Raw genomic sequence first — 20,411 nt, forward strand, 5'->3', positions numbered from 1 at the left:
TGTAACGGCGCGACCAATGTCCGAATTGAAAACCCCGCAGCAGCGGGGTTTTTTGCTTTTTAACCCTGTTCAGAAACGCCGGCGGGCAATATCACCTGATCAGACGAGTTAAAGAAACTCTCTTAATTTCATTAGGATCCCAGCGAGTGCGGAAAAAATAGCCGTAATGGGGTGTTTTGAACGTGCTTTTCTGATAAAATCTGCGCCTAATTTTTTCTAAGTGATTTTGCAATGGGTAAAAACGTCGTTGTATTGGGCACCCAGTGGGGTGACGAAGGTAAAGGCAAGGTTGTAGACCTGCTGACAGATAAAGCTTCTTTGGTTGTTCGCTATCAGGGCGGACATAACGCGGGCCACACACTGGTGATCAACGGTGAAAAAACCGTTCTGCACCTGATCCCGTCGGGCATTCTACGTGACAACGTAAAATGCATTATCGGTAACGGTGTGGTATTGGCGCCAGACGCACTAATGAAAGAAGTGCGTATGCTGGAAGAGCGTGGCGTACCAGTTCGTGAGCGCTTGCTTATCAGTGAAGCATGTCCGTTGATCCTGCCTTACCATGTTGCTTTGGATCAGGCACGTGAACTGGCTCGTGGTAATAAAGCAATCGGTACAACCGGTCGTGGTATCGGCCCTGCTTACGAAGACAAAGTAGCACGTCGTGGTCTGCGTGTTGGCGACCTGTTCAACCCAGAGCAGTTTGCAGCTAAGCTGAAAGAGGTGCTTGAGTACCATAACTTCACCCTGGTTAACTACTACAAAGTAGACGCGGTTGATTTCCAGAAGACCTACGATGAAGCGATGGAAATTGCACAAATCCTGAAGTCTATGGTCGTTGACGTTACTGAGCTGCTGGATCAAACGCGTCTGAATGGCGACAATATCCTATTTGAAGGCGCTCAGGGTACTTTGCTTGATATCGACCACGGTACATACCCATATGTAACTTCTTCTAACACCACTGCCGGTGGTGTGGCAACAGGTGCGGGCTTTGGTCCATTACACCTGGACTATGTACTGGGTATTGTTAAAGCGTACACCACGCGTGTGGGTTCAGGTCCGTTCCCGACAGAGCTTTACGATGGTCTGGACAAGCAAGATCCGGTTGGTAAGCACTTAGGTGAGAAAGGTCACGAGTTCGGTGCAACGACGGGTCGTCTGCGTCGTACAGGTTGGTTTGATGCGGTAGCAATGCGCCGTGCAATCCAGATCAACAGTATCTCAGGTTTCTGCCTGACTAAGCTGGATGTACTGGATGGTCTTGAAACCATCAAGATCTGTACTGGTTACCAGCTGGAAGATGGCACAGTTACGAACGTGACGCCACTGGCAGCGGAAGGCTACGAGAAAGTGACGCCAGTTTACGAAGAAATGCCAGGCTGGTCTGAAAACACCTTTGGTGCAACGACTGTTGAAGCCCTGCCAGAAGCGGCTATCAACTACATCAAGCGTCTTGAAGAGCTGACAGGTGTACCAATCGACATCATCTCAACGGGTCCTGACCGTGTTGAGACTATGATTGTTCGCAACCCATTCGGCGAATAATTAAGTGTAAAAAAAGCTGCTACGGCAGCTTTTTTTATGTCTGCATTATGCGTGCATTATGCGTGCATTATGCTTGCCTTCACTTGCTTAGGCTCAGCCTAGTTTCTCCAATACAATCCTTCTCAGTGGCACATTTATTGTATACTTAATGTCAGTGTGTCATTGGTACGTATCGAATATGAACAAGCATCTAAGTATGATATCTGCGCTGATTGTAAGCGCTTGCTTATTTATCAGCCCTCATTCTAAAGGCGATGAGCCGATTGAAGCCGTTCCTCTTTATAGCCAGGCGGAGCTGCTGGAGCTGATCAGTCGCAACGCACACCTGAAACGCGTGAAAGACGACGAGTGTCAGTTGGTTCAGGATATCGAAGCTCGCGCCGAAATAATGGCGCTGCCGTCGTACCAGTTCCTGTATGGCGATATGCTGGCCTACGCGGTCTGCGTTGACCGTAATGTTGAACTAGGCCTGTATTATATGCGCAAGGCGGCTGAGCAGGGCCTGGCAGCGGCGCTGGAACAGCTTGGCCGCTATTATGATCTCGGCAAGCTGGTGCAAATGGACAAGCGGATGGCCATCACCTACTTGCGAGAGGCCTCGGTGCTGGGAAATTTAAAAGCTCAGCTGCGGCTGGTCGATTTGTTCAATAAGGGATATGGCAGCCCAAGAGACTACGAAGACGCCTATCGCTGGCTGTTCCACGCTGCGGTGGCAGACAAAAAGCTGCATAAGCGCATTGAAACGGCGCTGGCGTTGTTGGCGCAGAAAATGCCGGACAGCGTGGTAAAACGTGCCCGGCTACCGATGTAAAGCTAAAGCGCCTTAGTCGCCCAGTTTTTCTCCGATAGGCGCTTCTTTTTGCGCTGGGTCTTTGAGCACCGACAATTTAGGCGGTTGTAATGCCAATACCCGCTCTCCGCTGCCGGGGGCATGTTTCATCTGCGTGGTAAAGGGGCGTACTGGCAGGCCATCGTCGTTTTTGCCTGCTTCTCCTATGATAAATAGCGGTATCGCTTCTTTATTCACTTGCTGATATTGCGCCCAGGTAAACTCTTCTGATAGCCGGGTCGCACTGACTTTGCCCCCTTTGGCCATCATGCTACTTAGCTTGGCATAATTGCCTTCATCACCAAACAGCAACTGGCGAGACAGGAATGTGGCGCTGTCTTTATTGGCTTTGGCATGGTTTGTTGAAGACTTCAGTGAGAAGACGTTCTGCTCCCCCAGCAGGTGCGAAAAATACTGCACACCCAGTGCGTTGTGGTGACGGTTGGGCGACAGTGCCATCACTGATTTAAGACTGGTCAGTGGCAGGTAACGCTCGGCATGTTCAGACTGCGGGTTGCCATAGTAGCAGGGTAGACCATCCATGCGTGCCATCTTACAGTTTTCCCATGCCGGATCAGACAGGTAAACATCGACGTTTTGCTCTTTCAAACCCCGAGCTACCGCGCGGGAGACGTGGTTGGCACCAATCAATAATAACGTATTGGGAGCAGGCTGACGCACTTTTAGTAAACGGGCCAGCGGGGTTGCAGTGAGGCTTTGTAAGATCACAGTCACTATGATCACGGTAAAGATCAGCGGCACCATTTTGTTGGCATCGGGGTAACCCGACTGCATCATACTCAGCGCGAATACAGAGCCGACGGCCGCCGCAACGATACCCCGCGGTGCAATCCAGGCAAGCAGTAGCCGCGAGCGCAGTGGCAGATCGCTGCCAAAGGTAGAGACCGCGATACTCAGGGGCCGGGCGACAAATAACACAATGGCCAGGAAAATGAACACGTCACCGTCAAGCAGCATCAGATCTTCCAGTTGCAGGCGTGCAGCGAGCAGAATAAATAAACTGGAGATCAGGATCATCGATAAATCTTCTTTAAACTCCAGTACTGAGTCAATTTCTAAATCGTCCTGATTGGCCAGCCAGATCCCAAAAATGGTGACGGCCAGCAGCCCGGATTCGTGGCTCAGGTGGTTCGCCAGGGTAAAGCTGAACAGCACCAGCGCAAGAATACCAAACTTGTGCAGCTCGTACGGTAGCCACTCCCGGCGGATGATGGTGGTGGTCAGCCAGCCTGCCACAATCCCCACAGAGGTCCCTACACCCAGCGTTGAAAACAGCGCCAGCATCGTATGGCTGAACACGGCGGCTTCTCCTACCTGGTTGACTGCCTCGAACACCAAAACCGCGAACAAGGCGCCTATGGGGTCGATAACTATGCCTTCCCAGCGCAGGATCCGATCAATGTCTTTTTCCGGTCGCATGGCATTGAGCATCGGGGCTATCACAGTTGGCCCTGTGACCACCAATACTGCCCCCAGCACCGCAGCTACCCGCCAGTCCAGCTCCAGCAGCCAGATAGCGCTGGCAGTGAGGATTGCAAAGGTGGTCAGCATGCCGATTGAGCACAAGTTGCGCACGACTTTTCCTATGCCTTTCAGCTCATGAAAGTGCAGTGTTAACGCCCCCTCGAACAAGATAATGGCAACGGACAGCGAAACCACAGGAAAAAGTAAATCGCCGAGCAGTTGATCTGGCTGTAACTGACCAGAAACGGGGCCCAGTAACAAGCCGGTTAGCAGTAAAAACAAAATGGCTGGAACCCGGCAGACCCAGGCAAGCCATTGGGCTAAAACAGAAAATAACGCAATCCCGGCAATATAAATAGCTGACATAGCTGCTCCCGCAGGTTGGGGTAAATTTAATTATAGTGTTTGCTTGGTTATAGCACAGTCAAACCACAAATAAAGTGTTAGCGTGGCCATGAGTGTTATTCTGGGGATTATTTCTCGGCCAACAAATTGTACGGTAAACAGCCGAACGATCTTGTGGTAGAGCTCTGATACACAAGTACTATCACTCAGATTTATGGCGGCCATAAAGCATTTACATCCGAATGGGTTGCAATTTAAACCGGATCCGCGCTAAGGTATATAGCGTTTATTCGAGCGGGCTTTGCGCCCATCATCAATCTACTCATGTGCGCAATTATTCATTGCGATCAGGCCTTTTTTGCCGCACCAAACCATGGTGAACCTGCAAAAAACGGCTCGACCAGCAGAGCATGTCTCTCAGGTCACAATCAATCTTTCTTAGTTTTCGCAGCCACAGTTGCTTGTTAGTACTGAATAGTTCAGTGCGTGCATGTCAGGGGTCTGTCTGTTTGCCGTTTCGAAATGTATGCTGTATTCGTGTGAGTGGGTATTTCGAAGCCGTTGTTATCTTATCTTTTGTGGTCGCGTATGCTGACAAAGAAGCGTTGTAGTATCAACCTGGATACTGCGCGCATGAGGGTATAAGGTAAAACGGAAAAAACATGTCAATTGAAACATCTCAACGCATCGTAATCAAAATCGGCAGTGCGTTAATCGCACCAGAGCAGGACGGTTGCCGCTCACGTTACCTGCTTAACATTGCACAGTTTATTGTGCAGTGTCGCGCCAAAGGCAAAGAGGTGCTGCTGGTGTCATCCGGCGCTGTGGCTGCCGGGTCACACCTGTTCAAAAATAAAGACAAAAGCTCAGTGGCAGTGAAAAAGGCCATGGCGGCGGCTGGGCAGACAGAAATGATATCACTCTGGGAGCGCTTTTTTGACTTTCCGTCGGCCCAGTTGTTGCTGACGCACGGCGATTTACGTGACCGCGATCGCTATAACAGTATTCGTGAAACATTGTTCACTTTACTGGAGCAAGGGATCCTGCCTATTATCAACGAGAATGATGCGGTGACGACGGACGATTTGAAGGTCGGTGATAACGACAACTTATCTGCCATGGTGGCAGCAGCGGCGGATGCAGATTGCCTGATCATCTGCTCTGACGTGAACGGCCTGTACGATAAAGATCCCAATAAAAATCCGGATGCCAGATTGCTGGACACTGTGGGTGAACTAACCCCGGAAATTTATGCCATGACTGGCGGGCCAACCAGTAGTGTCGGTACGGGTGGTATGAGAACCAAGCTACAGGCAGCGGAAAAGGCCACATCCCATGGCATTGTGACGTACATAGTGAATGGCTTTAATGAAGATACTTTCTCTGAGCTGCTCAATGGGGCGAACCCGGGAACGCGTTTTCTGCCTTACGACACGCCGATGCAAGAGGCTGTGCACTGGATGACGCACACCGCATCGGAACAAGGTGAGCTGATTGTTGAAGCAAACGAGTTTGATGAACTGAGCTGTGATGACATAGTCGCAGTCAATGGCGACTTTTCGGCGGGCGAAACCGTGCTGGTGAGAAACGAAGACGGTCAGAAGCTGGCCAAGGCAAACAGTAATTACAGCAGCTGTTTGCTTAACTTCATTGCCCAACAGGACAAAGATATAGTCACTGACAAAGTTCAGGACAGCATAGGCCCGGTCATCTCACAAAATGATATTGCAGTATTTGAGGAAAGAAAATCATGAGCTTAATTACAGAAATTGCACATAATGCAGCGCAGGCGGCAAAAACTCTGGCGTTGTTATCAACACCACAAAAAGATGCGGTATTGCGCGGCATGGCGGGTGCACTCAGAGCCAGTATGGATGAAATTATCCATGCCAATCAGCAAGATTTGGAGGCTGCACGCGAGAACCAGTTGCCTGCTGCGATGGTCGACCGTCTGACGCTCACGCCGGAGCGCATTGAAGACATGGCGCAGGGCATTGAAACTATTATCGAATTACCCGATCCGGTTGGCACAACCAGGGATTTGAGCACGCGACCTAACGGCATTGAAATCAGAAAAATGCGTGTGCCACTGGGCGTGGTGTGTATGATTTACGAAGCCCGCCCGAATGTGACAGCAGATGCCGGTGCTTTGTGTTTTAAATCGGGTAATGGCGTGATCCTGCGAGGTGGTAAAGAAGCACTGCAAAGCTCGCTGGCCATCGCCAAAGTACTGCACGGCGTGCTGGAAACCCACAGCCTGCCGACGGCACTGATCAGCGTGATCCCAGACCCGGATCGCAGCCTGATGATGGAGCTGATGCAGCAAAAAGATTACATAGATCTGATCATTCCACGTGGTGGTGAAGGGCTGATCCAATTTGTGACCCAAAATAGTACAGTGCCGGTGATCCAGCACTTTAAAGGGGTGTGTCACCTGTATGTCGATAAAGACGCCGATCTCGACAAGGCGCTGCAACTGCTGCTCAATGGTAAAACCCAGCGCACCGGCGTCTGTAATGCACTCGAAGGTTTGATTGTCCATCAGGACATCGCTGAGCAGTTTTTACCACAAGCCGCACAAGCCCTGCAGCAGCGTGGCGTTAAGATCAATGCTGATCAGGCGAGTGCCGGATACTTCGATGATGCCACAGTGCTGGCTGACGATGCGTTTGGCGAAGAGTACCTGAGCCTGGAGATTGCAGTGAAACAGGTGGCGGACTTCAGTGCGGCAGTGGCACACATAGATCGCTTTGGCAGTCATCATACCGAAGTGATCTGCACGCAGGATATGCAAACCGCTGAACTGTTCCAGCGCAGTGTTGATGCCTCTGTTGTTATGGTGAATGCCTCGTCACGTTTCAGTGATGGTGGTCAGCTGGGCTTAGGCGCTGAGATTGGCATTGCAACGACCAAGCTGCATGCTTATGGTCCGATGGGACTGGAGTCGCTGACAACAGAGAAATATCTGGTCAATGGAGAAGGTCAGATAAGAGATTAATATCTAATACCAATTTCACTTAATACCTGTTCAATTTGAAGGAGCAAATATGACGCTAACTGTGTTAAAAATTTCTTATTTAGAACAACTAAATAGCAAAATTTTTGCCTTGCCTACATGGACGTAGGTACCTCAGCGATAGCAGGACGCGTGAGCGGTGTTATCGACGATATTTTCTCGCCTCAAAATGGAACACTTAATTAAGCAAATTGGTATTATTGGGTACAAGGATGTGCCCTGAAATATCGCCTGACAGACTGCCTGTTTGTGTGATTTTTGAGTTTGGGATTAATGAGCAAGGAAAGGCGGAAAGTGGTGGAGCTAAGCAGGATCGAACTGCTGACCTCCTGCGTGCAAGGCAGGCGCTCTCCCAGCTGAGCTATAGCCCCACTTCCGGCGTCGATTTGACGCTGAGAATTTAAAACATTTTTCTACCGAGCGTCAAGTCCTGGTCATAAAAAACTTGCCAAACAGCCGCTTTGCTTTGTTACACTGGGCAAAAAATACAGAGAATTTTATGATACGTGCGAGTCTACTGATTGGTGGCGCCCTGTTGCTCAGTGCTTGTAGTAGCAAGCCCGAGGTCCCAGTTCTGGCAGTCGAAAGTCAGCAACTACATCAACGCGTGAATGGCAAAGGGCAGGATGAGTTTGCGTTTGTTGTTACCGTTAAAGCCACCCCACAAATGAATTTGGATACCAGTAAACCAGTATCGCGACGCGAGCTGAAGCGTTTTGCAGATCAGCAAAGAGTGGAGGACTCGCCCGAGCTAAAACTCAAGCTGGAAGATGAAGCCGTTGTCAGGCTCAAAAAGGCACTCAAAGAGGCGCGTTATTGCGAGTCTGGCTACAAGATAGAGCGGGTATTCTGGCGCGACCGCAGTGTGCAGCTGCGGGGGATCTGCCAATGAATACAGTCTCCGTAGCGCAACTGGCAGAGCTGCTCAGTTCACTCGGTATTACCTACCAGAGTTATCAGCACCCGCCGCTGGCAACCTGCCAGGATGCCGACAGGCTGGCGCTGGCGCGTGAGGGCACGCGGCTGAAAAACCTGTTTTTGCGAGACAATTACGGAAGGCAACATTTTTTACTGATCACAACCGCAGATAAACAGCTGGACCTCAAGGCATTGTCTAAACAACAAAGGCTATCCCGGTTGGGATTTGCGTCTGATAACCGCTTGCAACACTATCTGGGGATAAAACCCGGCTGTGTGTCGGCACTGGCAACGGTTAACGACCCGCAGCAGCAGGTGCAGCTATGGCTTGATGAGGCGTTGTGCGAGGCCACTTTGTGGCAGTGCCACCCCTTTGAAAATGACAAAACCTGGGTGTTATCTTTATCTGACTTGCAACGTTTTTGGCAGCACACGGGTCATCAGCCGGTGTGGCTGACACTACCAGAGCGTACAGTGACAAGCTAAAGTCGGTGACTAAAACTTAGGTGACAGCGCCGTTTTGTCGGGTCGTGCCCGGGAATGATTTCGCCACACCAGCAGTAAACCGGCACTGCAAACGAGCAGCAGCGAGAGCAAAAAATAACTCAGTCCCCAGCGCTGATAGATGAGACCGGGCAGATAGGAACCCAGCGCGCCGCCGCAGTAATAAAATGACACATACGCGCCATTGGTCACGGTGGCTTCGGCCTTGCTTAGCTGGTTTGCCAGCGGCGCGGCACTGGCATGGATCATAAACATGCAGGCACAAAACAGGGTGAATAACACCAGAAACAGCCAGAAGCTATGCCACAACATGCCCGTAATCGTCAGGCAATACAGCGCAAATAAGCCACTGAGGATCTGCCACATGCTGGCTCGCAGCTTACTCAGCAAGGGTGTAGACAAAGACAGACAGGCACCAACCAGATAACCTGTGTAGACCCAGCCGATCAGGCGAGGATCGCTAATCTTGTAGTCGTTACTGAGGATAAAGGGCAGGTAATTTAGAAGTGCGGCAAAGCAAAAAAACATACAAAAAACAGCCCCATAGAGACCCAATAAATCGGCCTGCCTGAGTGGTTTGAGATATGCCAAAGGGTGATTGGCCGCACTGCTGACGACCTGAGCTCGCTGGGGCTTTATCCACAAAGCCAGTATTATCAGGGTGATGGCATTGAGCAGGTAAAAGCTCTGCCAGTCAAACCACACCGCAAAGTTGGCTGCTAATGTGCGGCCGAGGTAGCCACCGGCAATGGTACTGCCAATGTACCAGCTCATTGAACGCTTCAGCTGACTGTGTTTATAGGTTCGGCCAAGATAGCCGGTCATGGCGGTGAGGGCGGCCGGGAGTAACAAGCCTTGCACAAAGCGTATCGCCATCATCCATTGGAAATCCCCGCTGAATGCGAAACCGATACAGCACAGTGCCAGCATCAGCATGCTGGCTTTGATGATCCGCAAAGGGTTACGTTTCGTAAATAACAACCCGTAGCAAATAGGCGCAATAGCCAGTGGCAGCATGGTCAAAGACATCAGCATGCCAGCTTTTGCCGGGGCGACCTGATAAGACTCTGCAAATAACGACAACAAGGGTTGAGGAGCGTACAACACACAAAAAATGGCAACAGAGCACAACAGCAAGTGCGGCAGAGACATAATCTATCCATAATGACCAAATCGCGTCCAAATTATGCCTGTCGAATCACACAATTGCGAAGCAAATCACAGAAAACTTGCGTTAAATCATATTTTTTAGTGCCGACTCTGCTAGATTTTTGAGGTGCAAAATTTTTCACCCGGAATGTTCACCAGCTGTGGTCAAATTCGTCCACTGCGTTAAAATAGCGTCAGTCTAGATTTATGGAGTGGCATTATGGGATCTCTACAAGATCAACTTTTGAAAGCGGGCCTGACCACCGAGCACAAAGCCAAAGTAGCAAAGAGCGAAAAGCGCAAAGCGCAAAAGAAAAAGAAGAAAAAAGGCGCGACCAGCGACGTCAGCGATCTGCAAAAACACATTGAGCAAACTAAGCAGGCTCAGCAGCAAAAAGCGGAAGAGCTGAACAAGGCAAAGCAGGCCGAGCTCAAAGAGCGTGAGCAGGTTGCCAGAGTGAAGCAAATTCTGGAGCACCACAACCAGGATGAGATCCGTGGTAATGTGACCTTTAACTTTACTTATGAAAGTAAAATTAAAGAGCTGGATGTGAATGCACAAACCCAGCAGGCATTAGCCAAAGGCAGACTGGCGATTTGTGTACTCGAAGGTCAGTTTTATGTCTTACAAGACGAGCCGGCACGTAAGATCGCTGAAGTCGATGAAAAGTACATTGTCTTTCATGTTGAAGATGATCAGAAAGACAAAGACGAAGATGATCCGTATGCGGACTTCGAAGTCCCGGATGATCTGATCTGGTAGGCACAGTAGCTGTACCTGTAAGCTCCCCGTCATGAGAGTATGGATAACAGTGCGGCATAGACTACACTTGAATTGATCCGTTATATAAGAAGAGAAAAGATATGAGCAAGATGAAACAACTGATGTTGGCCAGTACGTTGGCCGTTGCAGCCCTATCTGCTGGTACTGCCAGTGCAGCCGATGGTAAAGCGCTTTATACCGCAAAAATGTGCCAGACCTGTCATGGCGCAGAAGGTAAAGCCCCTATTATGCCTGTGTATCCTAAATTGGCTGGGCAAAATAAAGAGTACTTGTTCGCGCAGATGAAAGACATTAAATCAGGTGCACGCAGCAATGGTATGTCGGCTGCGATGAAAGCAATGACGGCAAATGTGTCTGACGCAGAGCTGGAAGCTATTGCTGATTACCTGTCAAAAGTTCAGTAACACTGACAGTAAATAAAAAAGCCACCGCTTGTCGGTGGTTTTTTGATCCACATCTACTATTGTGCTTTCTCCCGGATAGAGTTATTGCATCCCGGTGGTGAGTGTTTTAGACTTCTATACATCCAAAATAAATTGGGCTTTATAATAAAAGGAAGGGCCATGTTTGAATTGCCGAAACTCAACGTAAAAGACAAAGTCAGTGAGCAAGAGTGGCGACTGCGTGTTGATCTGGCGGCGTGTTACCGCCTGGTAGAGCACTTTCGCTGGGGTGACCTGATCTATACGCATATGTCTGCACGCCTGCCTGGCACCGATCATTATCTGGTGAATGCCTTTGGACTGAGTTTTGATGAGGTCACCGCCTCAAATCTGGTGAAGGTGGACCTGCAAGGCAATATTCTGGACGACACTCCTTTTGAAATAAATCCGGCCGGCTTCACTATCCACAGTGCTATCCATGAAGTACGTGAAGATGCGCATTGTGTGATCCATCTGCATACCAAAGAAACCATTGCCGTTGCGAGCCTGGAAGGCGGGTTACTACCGCTGAGCCAGCACAGCATGTTTTCATTGCCCTCACTGTCTTACCATGAATATGAAGGTCTGGCGGTGAACGAAGCGGAAAAAGCCCGCCTGCAAAATGACCTTGGCACCACCAATCATATGTTGCTGGTCAATCACGGTGGTTTAACTGTTGGACCCACAGTCGGTGATGCCTTTATGCGTTTTTATGATCTGCAACGTGCCTGCGAGATCCAGGTAGCCATTCAGGCGACCGGCCGCGCAGCAAAAGAGGTGCCGCAGCCCATTCAGGACAATATTTATAATCAGGCAAAGGTGGTGCACAGTGGTAGCACCGGTGGCCAATTAGCCTGGCCTGCCATGTTGAGAAAGGCATACCGCCTGGATCCTGGCTTTGCCGAATAGGAGTCAAAATGAAAGTTAATCGCGTCGAAGTGTTTGATATTCACTGTCCGGACAGGCCCGCCTGGACCCCGGTATTTGTTCGTATTCATACCGATGAGGGGATTTCGGGGGTAGGCGAAGCCGGTCTGGCCTACGACCTGGGGCACAGTGCCGCTGCTGCCATGATCAAAGAAATGGCGGAAGCCTTTCTAATCGGCCACGACCCGTTCCAGACTGAAATGCTGTGGGCCCGCATGCTGCGTGAAAGTTTCTGGGGCTTAGGTGGCGGGCCTGTGGTGTATGCGGCCATGAGTGCCATTGATACAGCACTGTGGGACATTAAGGGCAAAGCGCTGAACCTGCCTGTGTATCAGCTGCTTGGTGGTAAAGTGAATGACGAGCTGCGTACCTATGCATCACAGCTTCAGTTCGACTGGGACAGTGAATTTAAGGCACTGGTGCAGCCACACGAATATGCTGAGGCAGCTCACAAAGCGCTGGCAGAAGGCTATGATGCGGTTAAAGTTGACCCTATCATGTACGACAAAGACGGTAACACCTATTACGACCGCACCAAGCTGATCTCGCGCGCCGAGATGAAATTATACCGGGCACGTATGCAGGCGATCCGCGAAGCGGTGGGCGACGAGGTGGACATTATTTTTGAATGTCACAGTTTGCCTGGTGCCACTTCTGCGATTCAGATTGCTGAGATTGCACAAGAGTTTGACTGTATGTATTACGAAGAGCCGGTCAATTACCTGAACCACTCTTTACATGCCAAAGTGGCCAACAAAACAGCAGTGCCGATTGCAGGTGGTGAGCGTTTGTATAACCGCTGGGATGTGCGTCCTTATTTTGAAGATCAGAGTATTGACGTTTTGCAGCCGGATATTGGCCTGTGTGGTGGCTTTACCGAGACTAAAAAGGTCTGTGATTACGCCGATATTTTTGATATCCGCATTCAGGCCCATGTGTGTGGTGGCCCGGTTGCGACGGCCGCTTCTTTGCATCTGGAAACAGCCATTCCTAACTTCCTGATCCACGAGCATCACACTTATGCGATTAAAAAGTGGAACCGGGAGTTGTGTCTTCAGGATCCACAGCCGGAAAAAGGCATGTTCAAGGTCTCTGAAGCACCAGGCATCGGCATTGAACTAAATGATGAAGTGGTTATGCGCTCAGCCCGAGTCGAAATCAAGTAACTTATACCAATTTGCTTAATTAAGTGTTCTATTTTGAGGCGAGAAAATATGCTCGATAACTAGGCAAAAATTTTGCTATTTAGTTATTCTAAATGAGAAATTTTTAACGCCGTTAGCGTCATATTTGCTCCGTCAAATTGAACAGGCATTAAGTGAAATTGGTATTATGTTTTGTGTCAGACATAAAAAAACCCAAACAGTTGTTTGGGTTTTTTTAATTCTGCATCCGGCTTACTTAAGCAGTGACTCAGTCAGCACAGGACGAATTTCTTTTACAATCGCCTGACACAGCTTAGGTGCGCCACAGACGATGTTACCGCTGTTGTTGTAGTTGGCGCCGCCTGCGAAATCCATCAGCATACCGCCGGCTTCTTTGATCAGCAATTCACCTGCCGCAGTGTCCCACGGCTTAAGACCAATTTCATAGAAACCATCGATACGACCCGCTGCAACATAAGCCATATCCAATGCCGCAGAGCCGGCACGACGGATATCTGTCGTCTGGATAAACAGCGCTTTAAAGGCTTCAGTGTAAGCGTCCAGGTGATGCTTTTGTTTGAACGGGAAGCCAGTGGCCAATACAGAGCCCGCCAGCTCGTTACTCTTAGTAACGCGAATACGTTTGCTGTTCAATTGTGCGCCCTGGCCGCGAGAGGCGGTAAATAGTTCATCGCGGATTGGATCGTATACAACGGCCTGTTCTACGCGGCCTTTAACTTTCAGCGCGATAGAAATAGCAAAGTGAGGAATGCCCTTGATGAAGTTGGTGGTGCCATCAAGTGGGTCGATAACCCAAAGGTAATCGGCTTGCTTGCCATCGGTATGGCCAAGTTCTTCACCGACAATTGCATGCTCCGGGTAGGCTTTTAAAATTGTGTCACGGATAACCAGTTCCGCTTCTTTGTCTACGTTTGTAACGAAATCGTTCGAGCCTTTTTGTGAGGTCTCAACCTGAGACATGTTTTCACAAGCACGTAGAATCACCTTACCCGCGTTACGCGCAGCGCGTACCGCAATGTTTAACATTGGATGCATAGCATTACCTTTGAATTGTAAAAGAACTAAAATTTTTGAGCCGGCGTATTCTAGCGATTTTTCCTGCAAAGTAAATAACCCAGCAGCAAAAAGAATGTGCTTTTTTTAATCAATATGAGTAAGTGACTCAAATTCAGGCAGTTCTGTTGAACCGCTCATGTCGAACACTTTTACGCTTTTGCAGCCGTTGTGCCATCTACTTGCGGTTGGTCCTGATTTTACTATCTGGCGAATTCGCGTTTGTGCTAAACTCCGCCATTATTTTTTCCTGAGGCATAAGACATGGCATTAGAAGACATTCGCATTGTATTGGTAAATACCTCCCATTCAGGCAATATCGGCTCGGTTGCACGCGCAATGAAAACCATGGGGTTATCGAAACTCTACTTGGTGGATCCAGCGTGTGAGGTAGACAGCCATGCCAGCGCTTTGGCGGCCGGTGCAACTGACGTGCTGGGCAATGCGGTTCAGGTAGAGAAACTCGAAGACGCCATTGCAGATTGTGCCTTAACCATAGGTACCAGTGCGCGTTCTCGTACTTTATCCTGGCCTATGGTTGGCCCGCGTGAGTGTGCTCAAAAGCTGGTAGATGGTGCAGAGCAAACCCCGGTTGCATTGGTGTTTGGTCGTGAAAATAGCGGTCTTACCAACGAAGAGCTGCAATTGTGCAATTACCACGTGTGTATTCCGGCAAACCCGGAGTACAGCTCACTGAACCTGGCTATGGCGGTGCAAACGCTGGCCTATGAAACCCGTATGACCTACCTGGATCGTCAGGAACAACCTGTTGAGCTGGACGACGCGCAGTATCCTACTTCTCAGCAAATGGAACTGTTCTATGAGCACCTTGAGTCTACTCTGAATGACACCGGTTTTATCATTAAGCAGCACCCGGGCATGGTCATGACCAAGCTAAAGCGCCTGTTTAACCGAGCTCGTCCGGAAGATCAAGAGCTCAATATCCTGCGCGGTATTTTAAGCTCAATAAATAAATCAATAAAATGATGGGGTTAGCGTTTTGGCATGAGATATACCAAAGCGCTGCAATAATCTCATGCGTAAATACTTGACTAAAATACTCAGGTAATTACAATGTCCATAATACTTGAGGAAATTAGTCGGGTATTTCGATAAGCGCAGATTGAACACGCTAGGTAAGTACCTACCTACGTGTTATCCGCATAGCACAGGGCGATTGGTTGTTGGTTAATACTTGACTATCTTAGTCAGGTAATTACAATTTGCGCCTTGATAACTTTTCTGGGGGCACGCATGAAACTGACTTCAAAAGGCAGATATGCAGTGACAGCGATGCTGGACGTCGCACTACACGCAAATATTGGACCCGTGCCTCTGGCGGATATTTCCGAACGTCAGGAAATATCTCTGTCATACCTGGAACAATTATTTGCCCGTTTGCGTAAACACGGCTTAGTGAGCTCTGTTCGTGGACCGGGTGGCGGCTATTTGCTGGGCCGCGACGCGCATACTATTTCCGTTGGCGATGTGATCGCTGCGGTCGATGAATCCGTAGATGCGACTCGATGTCATGGTGAAGGAGGCGGCTGCCAAAGCGGTATGCGCTGCCTTACTCATACATTGTGGTCAGACTTAAGTATGCGTATTGAAGAATTTTTAAACAGTATTTCCCTCGCCGAGTTAGTCGCTAATTCCGATGTGCAGTCTGTTGCAACGCGTCAGGATAATGGGGTTAACAGTGCAATGAAGCAATTAGAGAATATTCAAGTGAGTTGCCAGCTGTAAACTGGCGTCTAGCGGAGAAAGAAATGAAATTACCGATATATTTAGATTATGCAGCGACCACTCCGGTTGATCAGCGTGTTGCAAACGAAATGATGCAGTGCCTGACAATGGATGGTAATTTTGGTAATCCAGCCTCACGTTCACACCGTTTTGGGTGGCAGGCAGAAGAGCTGATTGACCAGGCGCGTAACGATATCGCTGATTTAATCAACGCCGATCCGCGTGAAATTGTCTTCACCTCAGGGGCGACGGAATCAAACAACCTGGCGATTAAAGGTGCGGCTAACTTCTATCAAAAGAAGGGTAAGCACGTGATCACCGTTAAGACCGAGCACAAAGCTGTGCTGGACACCTGTCGTGAACTGGAGCGTCAGGGCTTCGACGTTACCTATATGGAAGTGGAAGAAAACGGCCTGCTGGATCTGAAAAAACTAGAAGCCGCTATCCGCGAAGACACCATTCTAATCAGCGTTATGCATGTTAATAATGAGCTGGGTGTGATTCAGGATATCGCGACCATCGGTGAGATGTGTCGTGAGCGCAAAATCATGTTCCACGTCGATGCCGCGCAAAGCGCCGGTAAAGTACAGATCGACCTGCAACAGCTGAAAGTAGACTTTATGTCTTTCTCTGGCCACAAAGTATATGGTCCTAAAGGCATCGGCGCACTGTATGTCCGCCGTAAGCCGCGTGCACGCCTTGAAGCGCAAATGCACGGTGGTGGCCATGAGCGTGGTATGCGTTCAGGTACATTGGCAACCCACCAAATCGTGGGCATGGGTGCAGCTTTTCGTGTTGCCAAAGAAGATTTCGAAAAAGATCATGCACATATCAGCGCGCTGCGTAAGCGTTTGCTGGACGGCGTGATGGATATGGAAGAAGTGTATTTCAACGGTGCGATTGAGCAGTCAGTACCGGGCATTGTTAACCTGAGCTTCAACTTTGTTGAAGGTGAGTCGCTGCTGATGGCAGTGAAAGACATTGCCGTATCATCAGGGTCTGCATGTACTTCTGCGAGCCTTGAGCCGTCTTACGTACTGCGCGCACTGGGCCGTAACGATGAGTTGGCACACAGCTCTATCCGCTTCAGCATCGGTCGTTTTACCACTGAAGAAGAAATCGATTATACCGTTAAGCTCATCAAAGACTCGATTGGCCGTCTGCGCGAGATGTCACCGCTTTGGGAAATGTTCAAAGATGGCGTGGACTTAGATGCAGTTGAATGGGCACACCATTAAGCAAATCCGTGTATAGCAAGTTAAAACTATAGGCAGGTAGTGAGGAAAGAATTATGGCGTACAGTAACAAAGTAATAGACCACGTGGAAAACCCACGTAACGTTGGTTCATTAGACAAGAACGATCCGAGTGTCGCAACCGGTATGGTTGGCGCACCGGCCTGTGGTGACGTGATGAAGCTACAGATCAAAGTATCTGGCGAAGGCATCATCGAAGACGCCAAGTTCAAAACGTACGGCTGTGGTAGCGCTATCGCGTCATCATCGCTGGTAACTGAGTGGGTAAAAGGCAAGACACTGGACGAAGCCGGCGAAATCAAGAACACCGACATCAGTGCTGAGCTAGAATTGCCACCAGTAAAGATCCACTGTTCAATTTTGGCAGAAGACGCAATTCAGGCTGCAATTGCAGACTACAAGAGTAAACAGGCGAAGTAAGAGATAACTATGGCAGTGACACTGACAGAGTCGGCAGCAGGCCGAGTACAGACTTTTTTGGCCAACCGCGGTAAAGGCATTGGGCTGAGAGTCGGCATTAAAACGACCGGCTGTTCAGGTCTTGCCTATGTACTTGAGTTTGTCGACGAGCTGGATGAAGGCGATGAGGTATTTGAAGAAAAGGGCGTCAAACTCATCGTCGATGCCAAGAGCCTAGTGTATATCGACGGCACTGAGCTAGACTACACCAAAGAAGGTCTGAATGAAGGGTTTAAGTTCAACAACCCGAATCAGAAGGACGAGTGTGGTTGCGGCGAAAGTTTCACCGTTTAATCTCTCTTGTGATTAATAATTCTAAAGCCCTGCCTTGGTAGGGCTTTGCTGTATTGGATGCGTATGCGATATTTTGAATTATTCGATTTACCTGTCAGCTACCAGGTTGACCTGAGTGTTTTAAATCAGCGTTATCTTGACCTGCAACGCGCGGTCCACCCGGACAAGTTTGCCCACCTTGGCGAACGCGAAAAACTGTTAGCGGTACAAAAGACCGCAGAGATCAATGATGCACTGGCGGTGCTGAAGCACCCGGTAAAGCGTGCTGAGTACATGCTGAGCGAGCGTGGCGTGGATATTCGCGCTGAGCAACAGACCTTGCAGGATCCGGCTTTTTTAATGCAGCAAATGGAGCTGCGTGAAGCGCTGGAAGACATTCAGCATAGTGGCGATCCTGAAGCAGAAATCGAGTCATTTGAAGCGCAAGCCAAACAGCTGGAACAGCAATATAGCGCCGGCCTGGGTGAGCTTTTAGCGAGCAGCGACGAAAGTGACCTGCATCGCGCGGCGGATCATATTCGTAAACTCAAGTTTGTTTATAAATTGAAAGACGAGTTGTCTCGAATTGAAGACAGCCTGTTCGACTGATTGATGCGGTGTGGCTGCAAAGTGCAGCGACAACCAGCTTCACCAAAGTGAAAGAGCATTATGGCATTATTGCAAATTGCTGAGCCGGGGCAGAGCGCGGCACCTCATGAACATAAACTGGCCATCGGGATCGATCTGGGCACCACCAATTCGTTGGTTGCTACGGTCCAAAGTGGCGAAACCAAAACCCTGACCGACATCAATGGCGAGGCGATGCTGCCTTCTGTGGTCCGATATCATGGCGAACAGGTAAGCGTTGGTAAGTCGGCGCAGCAAGAAGCCGCATTAGATCCGGAAAATACTCTGATCTCAGTAAAGCGCTTTTTGGGTAAAACGGCCGAAGAAATTGCCAGCAGCTATGGTCAGCTGCCTTATACCTTTGTTGAGCATCAGGGCAGCCTGGCGGTTCAGACCTGTGCCGGCCCTGTCAGTCCGGTTCAGGCATCGGCTGAAATACTCAAATCACTCCATCAGCGCGCAGTTGAAAGCTTCGGTGGTGAGGATGTGATGGGTGCAGTGATCACTGTACCTGCCTATTTTGATGATGCACAGCGTCAGAGCACCAAAGATGCCGCTGAAATTGCCGGTCTTAAAGTACTGCGTTTGCTGAATGAGCCAACCGCAGCAGCGGTGGCTTATGGCCTGGATTCAGGTCAGGAAGGCGTGATTGCCGTTTATGACCTGGGCGGTGGTACCTTTGATATTTCTATCCTGCGCCTGAATCAAGGCGTATTTGAAGTACTGGCCACCGGCGGCGACTCAAGCCTGGGCGGTGACGACTTTGATGCGCTATTGGTGAATACTTTTAAGCAGCAAACCGGATTAACCGACCTGACTGCCAAAGAGCTGCGCCTGTTCATCAACAAAGCTAAGGCGTGTAAAGAAGCGCTGACCAGCTATGAAACGGTGAACGTGAAGTTGCCTGTGCGCGAGCAGGAATTCACCGTGACCATTACCCAAGCACAGTTTGCTGAGCTGGCAGAGGAATTGGTTAAGAAAACATTGCGTTCGTGCCGCCGCGCGCTCAAAGATGCGGGCGTTGAAAAGGAAGAAGTGCTGGAAGTGGTGATGGTGGGTGGTTCAACCCGCATGCCTGTGATCCGCAGCGCCGTAGAAACCTTCTTTGCTAAGCCCCCTTTGACGTCGATTGACCCGGATCGGGTCGTTGCACTGGGCGCTGCTATTCAGGCAGACATTTTGGTCGGCAACAAACCGGATTCGGATATGCTGCTGCTGGACGTTTTGCCATTGTCTTTGGGCCTGGAAACCATGGGCGGGCTGGTTGAGAAGATCATCCCACGTAATACCACCATTCCGGTTGCCCGTGCGCAGGAATTTACCACCTTTAAAGATGGTCAGACAGCCATGTCACTGCATGTATTGCAGGGCGAGCGTGAGCTGGTTGATGACTGTCGCTCTTTGGCTAAGTTCAGTCTTAAAGGCATTCCGCCAATGGCGGCAGGGGCGGCACATATTCGCGTAACCTTTAAGGTGGACGCGGACGGTTTGCTGAGTGTGTCTGCAATGGAGAAATCCACTGAAGTACAGGCTGAGATCCAGGTTAAGCCGTCGTTTGGCCTGAGCGACGACCAGGTTGCACAGATGCTCAAAGACTCTATGAGTAATGCCAAAGAAGATATGCAGGCACGTATGCTCAAAGAGCAGCAGGTTGAAGCGCTGCGTGTACTGGAAGCGCTGGAGGCCTCACTGGCGACCGACAGCGAGCTGCTTAATGAGCAAGAGTTGACGGCATTGCGCGATGCGATGGTCGCGCTTGATAACGCACGATTAACGGCCACGGATCCACAAGCGATCAAAGCGGCAATCGAACAGGTGGATGAGGCAAGCAGTGAGTTTGCATCACGCCGTATGGATGTATCAATTAAACACGCACTGCAAGGTCAGTCGGTAGACGAGGTGTAA

Annotated in this window: 20 protein-coding genes and 1 tRNA gene; 17 read left to right on the forward strand and 4 right to left on the reverse strand. The window is 49.8% G+C overall.

Annotated elements, in window-relative coordinates; all coding sequences use genetic code 11:
- Nucleotides 1-231 precede the first annotated feature (231 nt).
- Both L1285_RS08565 and L1285_RS08570 read left to right on the forward strand, forming a co-directional pair.
- Nucleotides 232-1,548 carry an adenylosuccinate synthase gene (locus tag L1285_RS08565; RefSeq protein ID WP_046003670.1) on the forward strand — a complete coding sequence of 439 codons (1,317 nt, stop codon included), beginning with the start codon at nucleotides 232-234 and terminating at the stop codon, nucleotides 1,546-1,548.
- A 196-nt stretch (nucleotides 1,549-1,744) separates the two neighbouring features.
- Nucleotides 1,745-2,359 carry a tetratricopeptide repeat protein gene (locus L1285_RS08570; RefSeq protein ID WP_442960487.1) on the forward strand — a complete coding sequence of 205 codons (615 nt, stop codon included), beginning with the start codon at nucleotides 1,745-1,747 and terminating at the stop codon, nucleotides 2,357-2,359.
- A gap of 12 nt (nucleotides 2,360-2,371) precedes the next feature.
- Here L1285_RS08570 and L1285_RS08575 read toward each other — a convergent pair whose 3' ends face one another.
- Complete coding sequence (locus L1285_RS08575) at nucleotides 2,372-4,228, reverse strand: cation:proton antiporter (protein ID WP_235411954.1); 1,857 nt, start codon at nucleotides 4,226-4,228, stop codon at nucleotides 2,372-2,374.
- A 641-nt stretch (nucleotides 4,229-4,869) separates the two neighbouring features.
- Between L1285_RS08575 and proB the strand changes: the two genes are divergently transcribed.
- A complete protein-coding gene (gene proB, locus L1285_RS08580; RefSeq protein ID WP_235411956.1) occupies nucleotides 4,870-5,961 on the forward strand; it encodes a glutamate 5-kinase in 1,092 nt (363 codons plus the stop codon).
- Nucleotides 5,958-7,205 (forward strand): glutamate-5-semialdehyde dehydrogenase, encoded by a 1,248-nt coding sequence (locus L1285_RS08585; protein WP_235411958.1) that lies wholly within the window; start codon nucleotides 5,958-5,960, stop codon nucleotides 7,203-7,205. Before proB ends, L1285_RS08585 begins: the two co-directional genes overlap by 4 nt.
- Nucleotides 7,206-7,518: 313 nt before the next feature.
- Here L1285_RS08585 and L1285_RS08590 read toward each other — a convergent pair.
- A tRNA-Ala gene (locus L1285_RS08590) sits at nucleotides 7,519-7,594 on the reverse strand.
- Nucleotides 7,595-7,722: 128 nt separating this feature from the next.
- Here L1285_RS08590 and L1285_RS08595 point away from each other — a divergent pair.
- Nucleotides 7,723-8,115 (forward strand): hypothetical protein, encoded by a 393-nt coding sequence (locus L1285_RS08595; protein WP_046003713.1) that lies wholly within the window; start codon nucleotides 7,723-7,725, stop codon nucleotides 8,113-8,115.
- Nucleotides 8,112-8,627 carry a prolyl-tRNA synthetase associated domain-containing protein gene (locus L1285_RS08600; RefSeq protein ID WP_235411959.1) on the forward strand — a complete coding sequence of 172 codons (516 nt, stop codon included), beginning with the start codon at nucleotides 8,112-8,114 and terminating at the stop codon, nucleotides 8,625-8,627. Before L1285_RS08595 ends, L1285_RS08600 begins: the two co-directional genes overlap by 4 nt.
- Nucleotides 8,628-8,636: 9 nt before the next feature.
- Here the strand turns inward: L1285_RS08600 and L1285_RS08605 are convergent, their stop codons facing one another.
- Complete coding sequence (locus tag L1285_RS08605) at nucleotides 8,637-9,797, reverse strand: MFS transporter (RefSeq protein WP_235411961.1); 1,161 nt, start codon at nucleotides 9,795-9,797, stop codon at nucleotides 8,637-8,639.
- 217 nt (nucleotides 9,798-10,014) lie between these two features.
- On the opposite strand from L1285_RS08605, the gene L1285_RS08610 reads away from it, so the two are divergent.
- The 4 genes from L1285_RS08610 to L1285_RS08625 all read left to right on the forward strand — a co-directional run bounded on the left by L1285_RS08610 (nucleotide 10,015) and on the right by L1285_RS08625 (nucleotide 13,093).
- Nucleotides 10,015-10,557 (forward strand): DUF2058 domain-containing protein, encoded by a 543-nt coding sequence (locus tag L1285_RS08610; RefSeq protein ID WP_046003663.1) that lies wholly within the window; start codon nucleotides 10,015-10,017, stop codon nucleotides 10,555-10,557.
- Between the two features lie 101 nt (nucleotides 10,558-10,658).
- Complete coding sequence (locus L1285_RS08615) at nucleotides 10,659-10,982, forward strand: c-type cytochrome (RefSeq protein ID WP_054015968.1); 324 nt, start codon at nucleotides 10,659-10,661, stop codon at nucleotides 10,980-10,982.
- 159 nt (nucleotides 10,983-11,141) lie between these two features.
- A complete protein-coding gene (locus L1285_RS08620; RefSeq protein ID WP_235411962.1) occupies nucleotides 11,142-11,909 on the forward strand; it encodes a class II aldolase/adducin family protein in 768 nt (255 codons plus the stop codon).
- Between the two features lie 8 nt (nucleotides 11,910-11,917).
- On the forward strand, nucleotides 11,918-13,093 hold the full coding sequence (locus L1285_RS08625; protein WP_046003660.1) for a mandelate racemase/muconate lactonizing enzyme family protein: 1,176 nt from the start codon (nucleotides 11,918-11,920) through the stop codon (nucleotides 13,091-13,093).
- A 231-nt stretch (nucleotides 13,094-13,324) separates the two neighbouring features.
- Here the strand turns inward: L1285_RS08625 and suhB are convergent, their stop codons facing one another.
- Entirely contained in the window at nucleotides 13,325-14,128 is an 804-nt protein-coding gene (gene suhB, locus L1285_RS08630) for an inositol-1-monophosphatase (RefSeq protein ID WP_130246414.1), read from the reverse strand.
- Nucleotides 14,129-14,410: 282 nt separating this feature from the next.
- Here suhB and trmJ point away from each other — a divergent pair, with 282 nt between their 5' ends.
- The 7 genes from trmJ to hscA all read left to right on the forward strand — a co-directional run bounded on the left by trmJ (nucleotide 14,411) and on the right by hscA (nucleotide 20,411).
- Nucleotides 14,411-15,133 (forward strand): tRNA (cytosine(32)/uridine(32)-2'-O)-methyltransferase TrmJ, encoded by a 723-nt coding sequence (gene trmJ / locus L1285_RS08635; protein ID WP_010384012.1) that lies wholly within the window; start codon nucleotides 14,411-14,413, stop codon nucleotides 15,131-15,133.
- 267 nt (nucleotides 15,134-15,400) lie between these two features.
- Nucleotides 15,401-15,892, forward strand: a complete 492-nt coding sequence (iscR, locus tag L1285_RS08640; RefSeq protein ID WP_010384014.1) for a Fe-S cluster assembly transcriptional regulator IscR — start codon at nucleotides 15,401-15,403, stop codon at nucleotides 15,890-15,892.
- Between the two features lie 23 nt (nucleotides 15,893-15,915).
- A complete protein-coding gene (locus L1285_RS08645; RefSeq protein ID WP_125779489.1) occupies nucleotides 15,916-17,130 on the forward strand; it encodes an IscS subfamily cysteine desulfurase in 1,215 nt (404 codons plus the stop codon).
- Nucleotides 17,131-17,183: 53 nt separating this feature from the next.
- Nucleotides 17,184-17,567 carry a Fe-S cluster assembly scaffold IscU gene (iscU, locus tag L1285_RS08650; RefSeq protein WP_010384017.1) on the forward strand — a complete coding sequence of 128 codons (384 nt, stop codon included), beginning with the start codon at nucleotides 17,184-17,186 and terminating at the stop codon, nucleotides 17,565-17,567.
- A gap of 9 nt (nucleotides 17,568-17,576) precedes the next feature.
- Nucleotides 17,577-17,900 carry an iron-sulfur cluster assembly protein IscA gene (gene iscA / locus L1285_RS08655; RefSeq protein ID WP_046003656.1) on the forward strand — a complete coding sequence of 108 codons (324 nt, stop codon included), beginning with the start codon at nucleotides 17,577-17,579 and terminating at the stop codon, nucleotides 17,898-17,900.
- Between the two features lie 63 nt (nucleotides 17,901-17,963).
- Nucleotides 17,964-18,488: a co-chaperone HscB gene (hscB, locus tag L1285_RS08660; RefSeq protein ID WP_046003655.1), complete on the forward strand. Its 525-nt coding sequence runs from the start codon at nucleotides 17,964-17,966 to the stop codon at nucleotides 18,486-18,488.
- Between the two features lie 60 nt (nucleotides 18,489-18,548).
- Nucleotides 18,549-20,411: a Fe-S protein assembly chaperone HscA gene (gene hscA, locus L1285_RS08665; RefSeq protein ID WP_235411964.1), complete on the forward strand. Its 1,863-nt coding sequence runs from the start codon at nucleotides 18,549-18,551 to the stop codon at nucleotides 20,409-20,411.

Origin of the sequence: Pseudoalteromonas sp. DL2-H2.2, from assembly GCF_021532535.1 — a bacterium.
Lineage (GTDB): Bacteria > Pseudomonadota > Gammaproteobacteria > Enterobacterales > Alteromonadaceae > Pseudoalteromonas > Pseudoalteromonas rubra_A.

Bases quoted from the DNA above. Each gene is read 5' to 3' on its own strand.
- proB (WP_235411956.1), top strand. From the start codon at position 4,870: ATGTCAATTGAAACATCTCAACGCATCGTAATCAAAATCGGCAGTGCG.
- L1285_RS08645 (WP_125779489.1), top strand. From the start codon at position 15,916: ATGAAATTACCGATATATTTAGATTATGCAGCGACCACTCCGGTTGAT.
- L1285_RS08610 (WP_046003663.1), top strand. From the start codon at position 10,015: ATGGGATCTCTACAAGATCAACTTTTGAAAGCGGGCCTGACCACCGAG.
- iscA (WP_046003656.1), top strand. From the start codon at position 17,577: ATGGCAGTGACACTGACAGAGTCGGCAGCAGGCCGAGTACAGACTTTT.
- L1285_RS08600 (WP_235411959.1), top strand. From the start codon at position 8,112: ATGAATACAGTCTCCGTAGCGCAACTGGCAGAGCTGCTCAGTTCACTC.
- L1285_RS08565 (WP_046003670.1), top strand. From the start codon at position 232: ATGGGTAAAAACGTCGTTGTATTGGGCACCCAGTGGGGTGACGAAGGT.
- L1285_RS08585 (WP_235411958.1), top strand. From the start codon at position 5,958: ATGAGCTTAATTACAGAAATTGCACATAATGCAGCGCAGGCGGCAAAA.
- trmJ (WP_010384012.1), top strand. From the start codon at position 14,411: ATGGCATTAGAAGACATTCGCATTGTATTGGTAAATACCTCCCATTCA.
- L1285_RS08575 (WP_235411954.1), bottom strand. From the start codon at position 4,228: ATGTCAGCTATTTATATTGCCGGGATTGCGTTATTTTCTGTTTTAGCC.
- L1285_RS08620 (WP_235411962.1), top strand. From the start codon at position 11,142: ATGTTTGAATTGCCGAAACTCAACGTAAAAGACAAAGTCAGTGAGCAA.
- iscU (WP_010384017.1), top strand. From the start codon at position 17,184: ATGGCGTACAGTAACAAAGTAATAGACCACGTGGAAAACCCACGTAAC.
- L1285_RS08595 (WP_046003713.1), top strand. From the start codon at position 7,723: ATGATACGTGCGAGTCTACTGATTGGTGGCGCCCTGTTGCTCAGTGCT.
- L1285_RS08615 (WP_054015968.1), top strand. From the start codon at position 10,659: ATGAGCAAGATGAAACAACTGATGTTGGCCAGTACGTTGGCCGTTGCA.
- hscA (WP_235411964.1), top strand. From the start codon at position 18,549: ATGGCATTATTGCAAATTGCTGAGCCGGGGCAGAGCGCGGCACCTCAT.
- L1285_RS08570 (WP_442960487.1), top strand. From the start codon at position 1,745: ATGATATCTGCGCTGATTGTAAGCGCTTGCTTATTTATCAGCCCTCAT.
- L1285_RS08625 (WP_046003660.1), top strand. From the start codon at position 11,918: ATGAAAGTTAATCGCGTCGAAGTGTTTGATATTCACTGTCCGGACAGG.
- hscB (WP_046003655.1), top strand. From the start codon at position 17,964: ATGCGATATTTTGAATTATTCGATTTACCTGTCAGCTACCAGGTTGAC.
- iscR (WP_010384014.1), top strand. From the start codon at position 15,401: ATGAAACTGACTTCAAAAGGCAGATATGCAGTGACAGCGATGCTGGAC.
- L1285_RS08605 (WP_235411961.1), bottom strand. From the start codon at position 9,797: ATGTCTCTGCCGCACTTGCTGTTGTGCTCTGTTGCCATTTTTTGTGTG.
- suhB (WP_130246414.1), bottom strand. From the start codon at position 14,128: ATGCATCCAATGTTAAACATTGCGGTACGCGCTGCGCGTAACGCGGGT.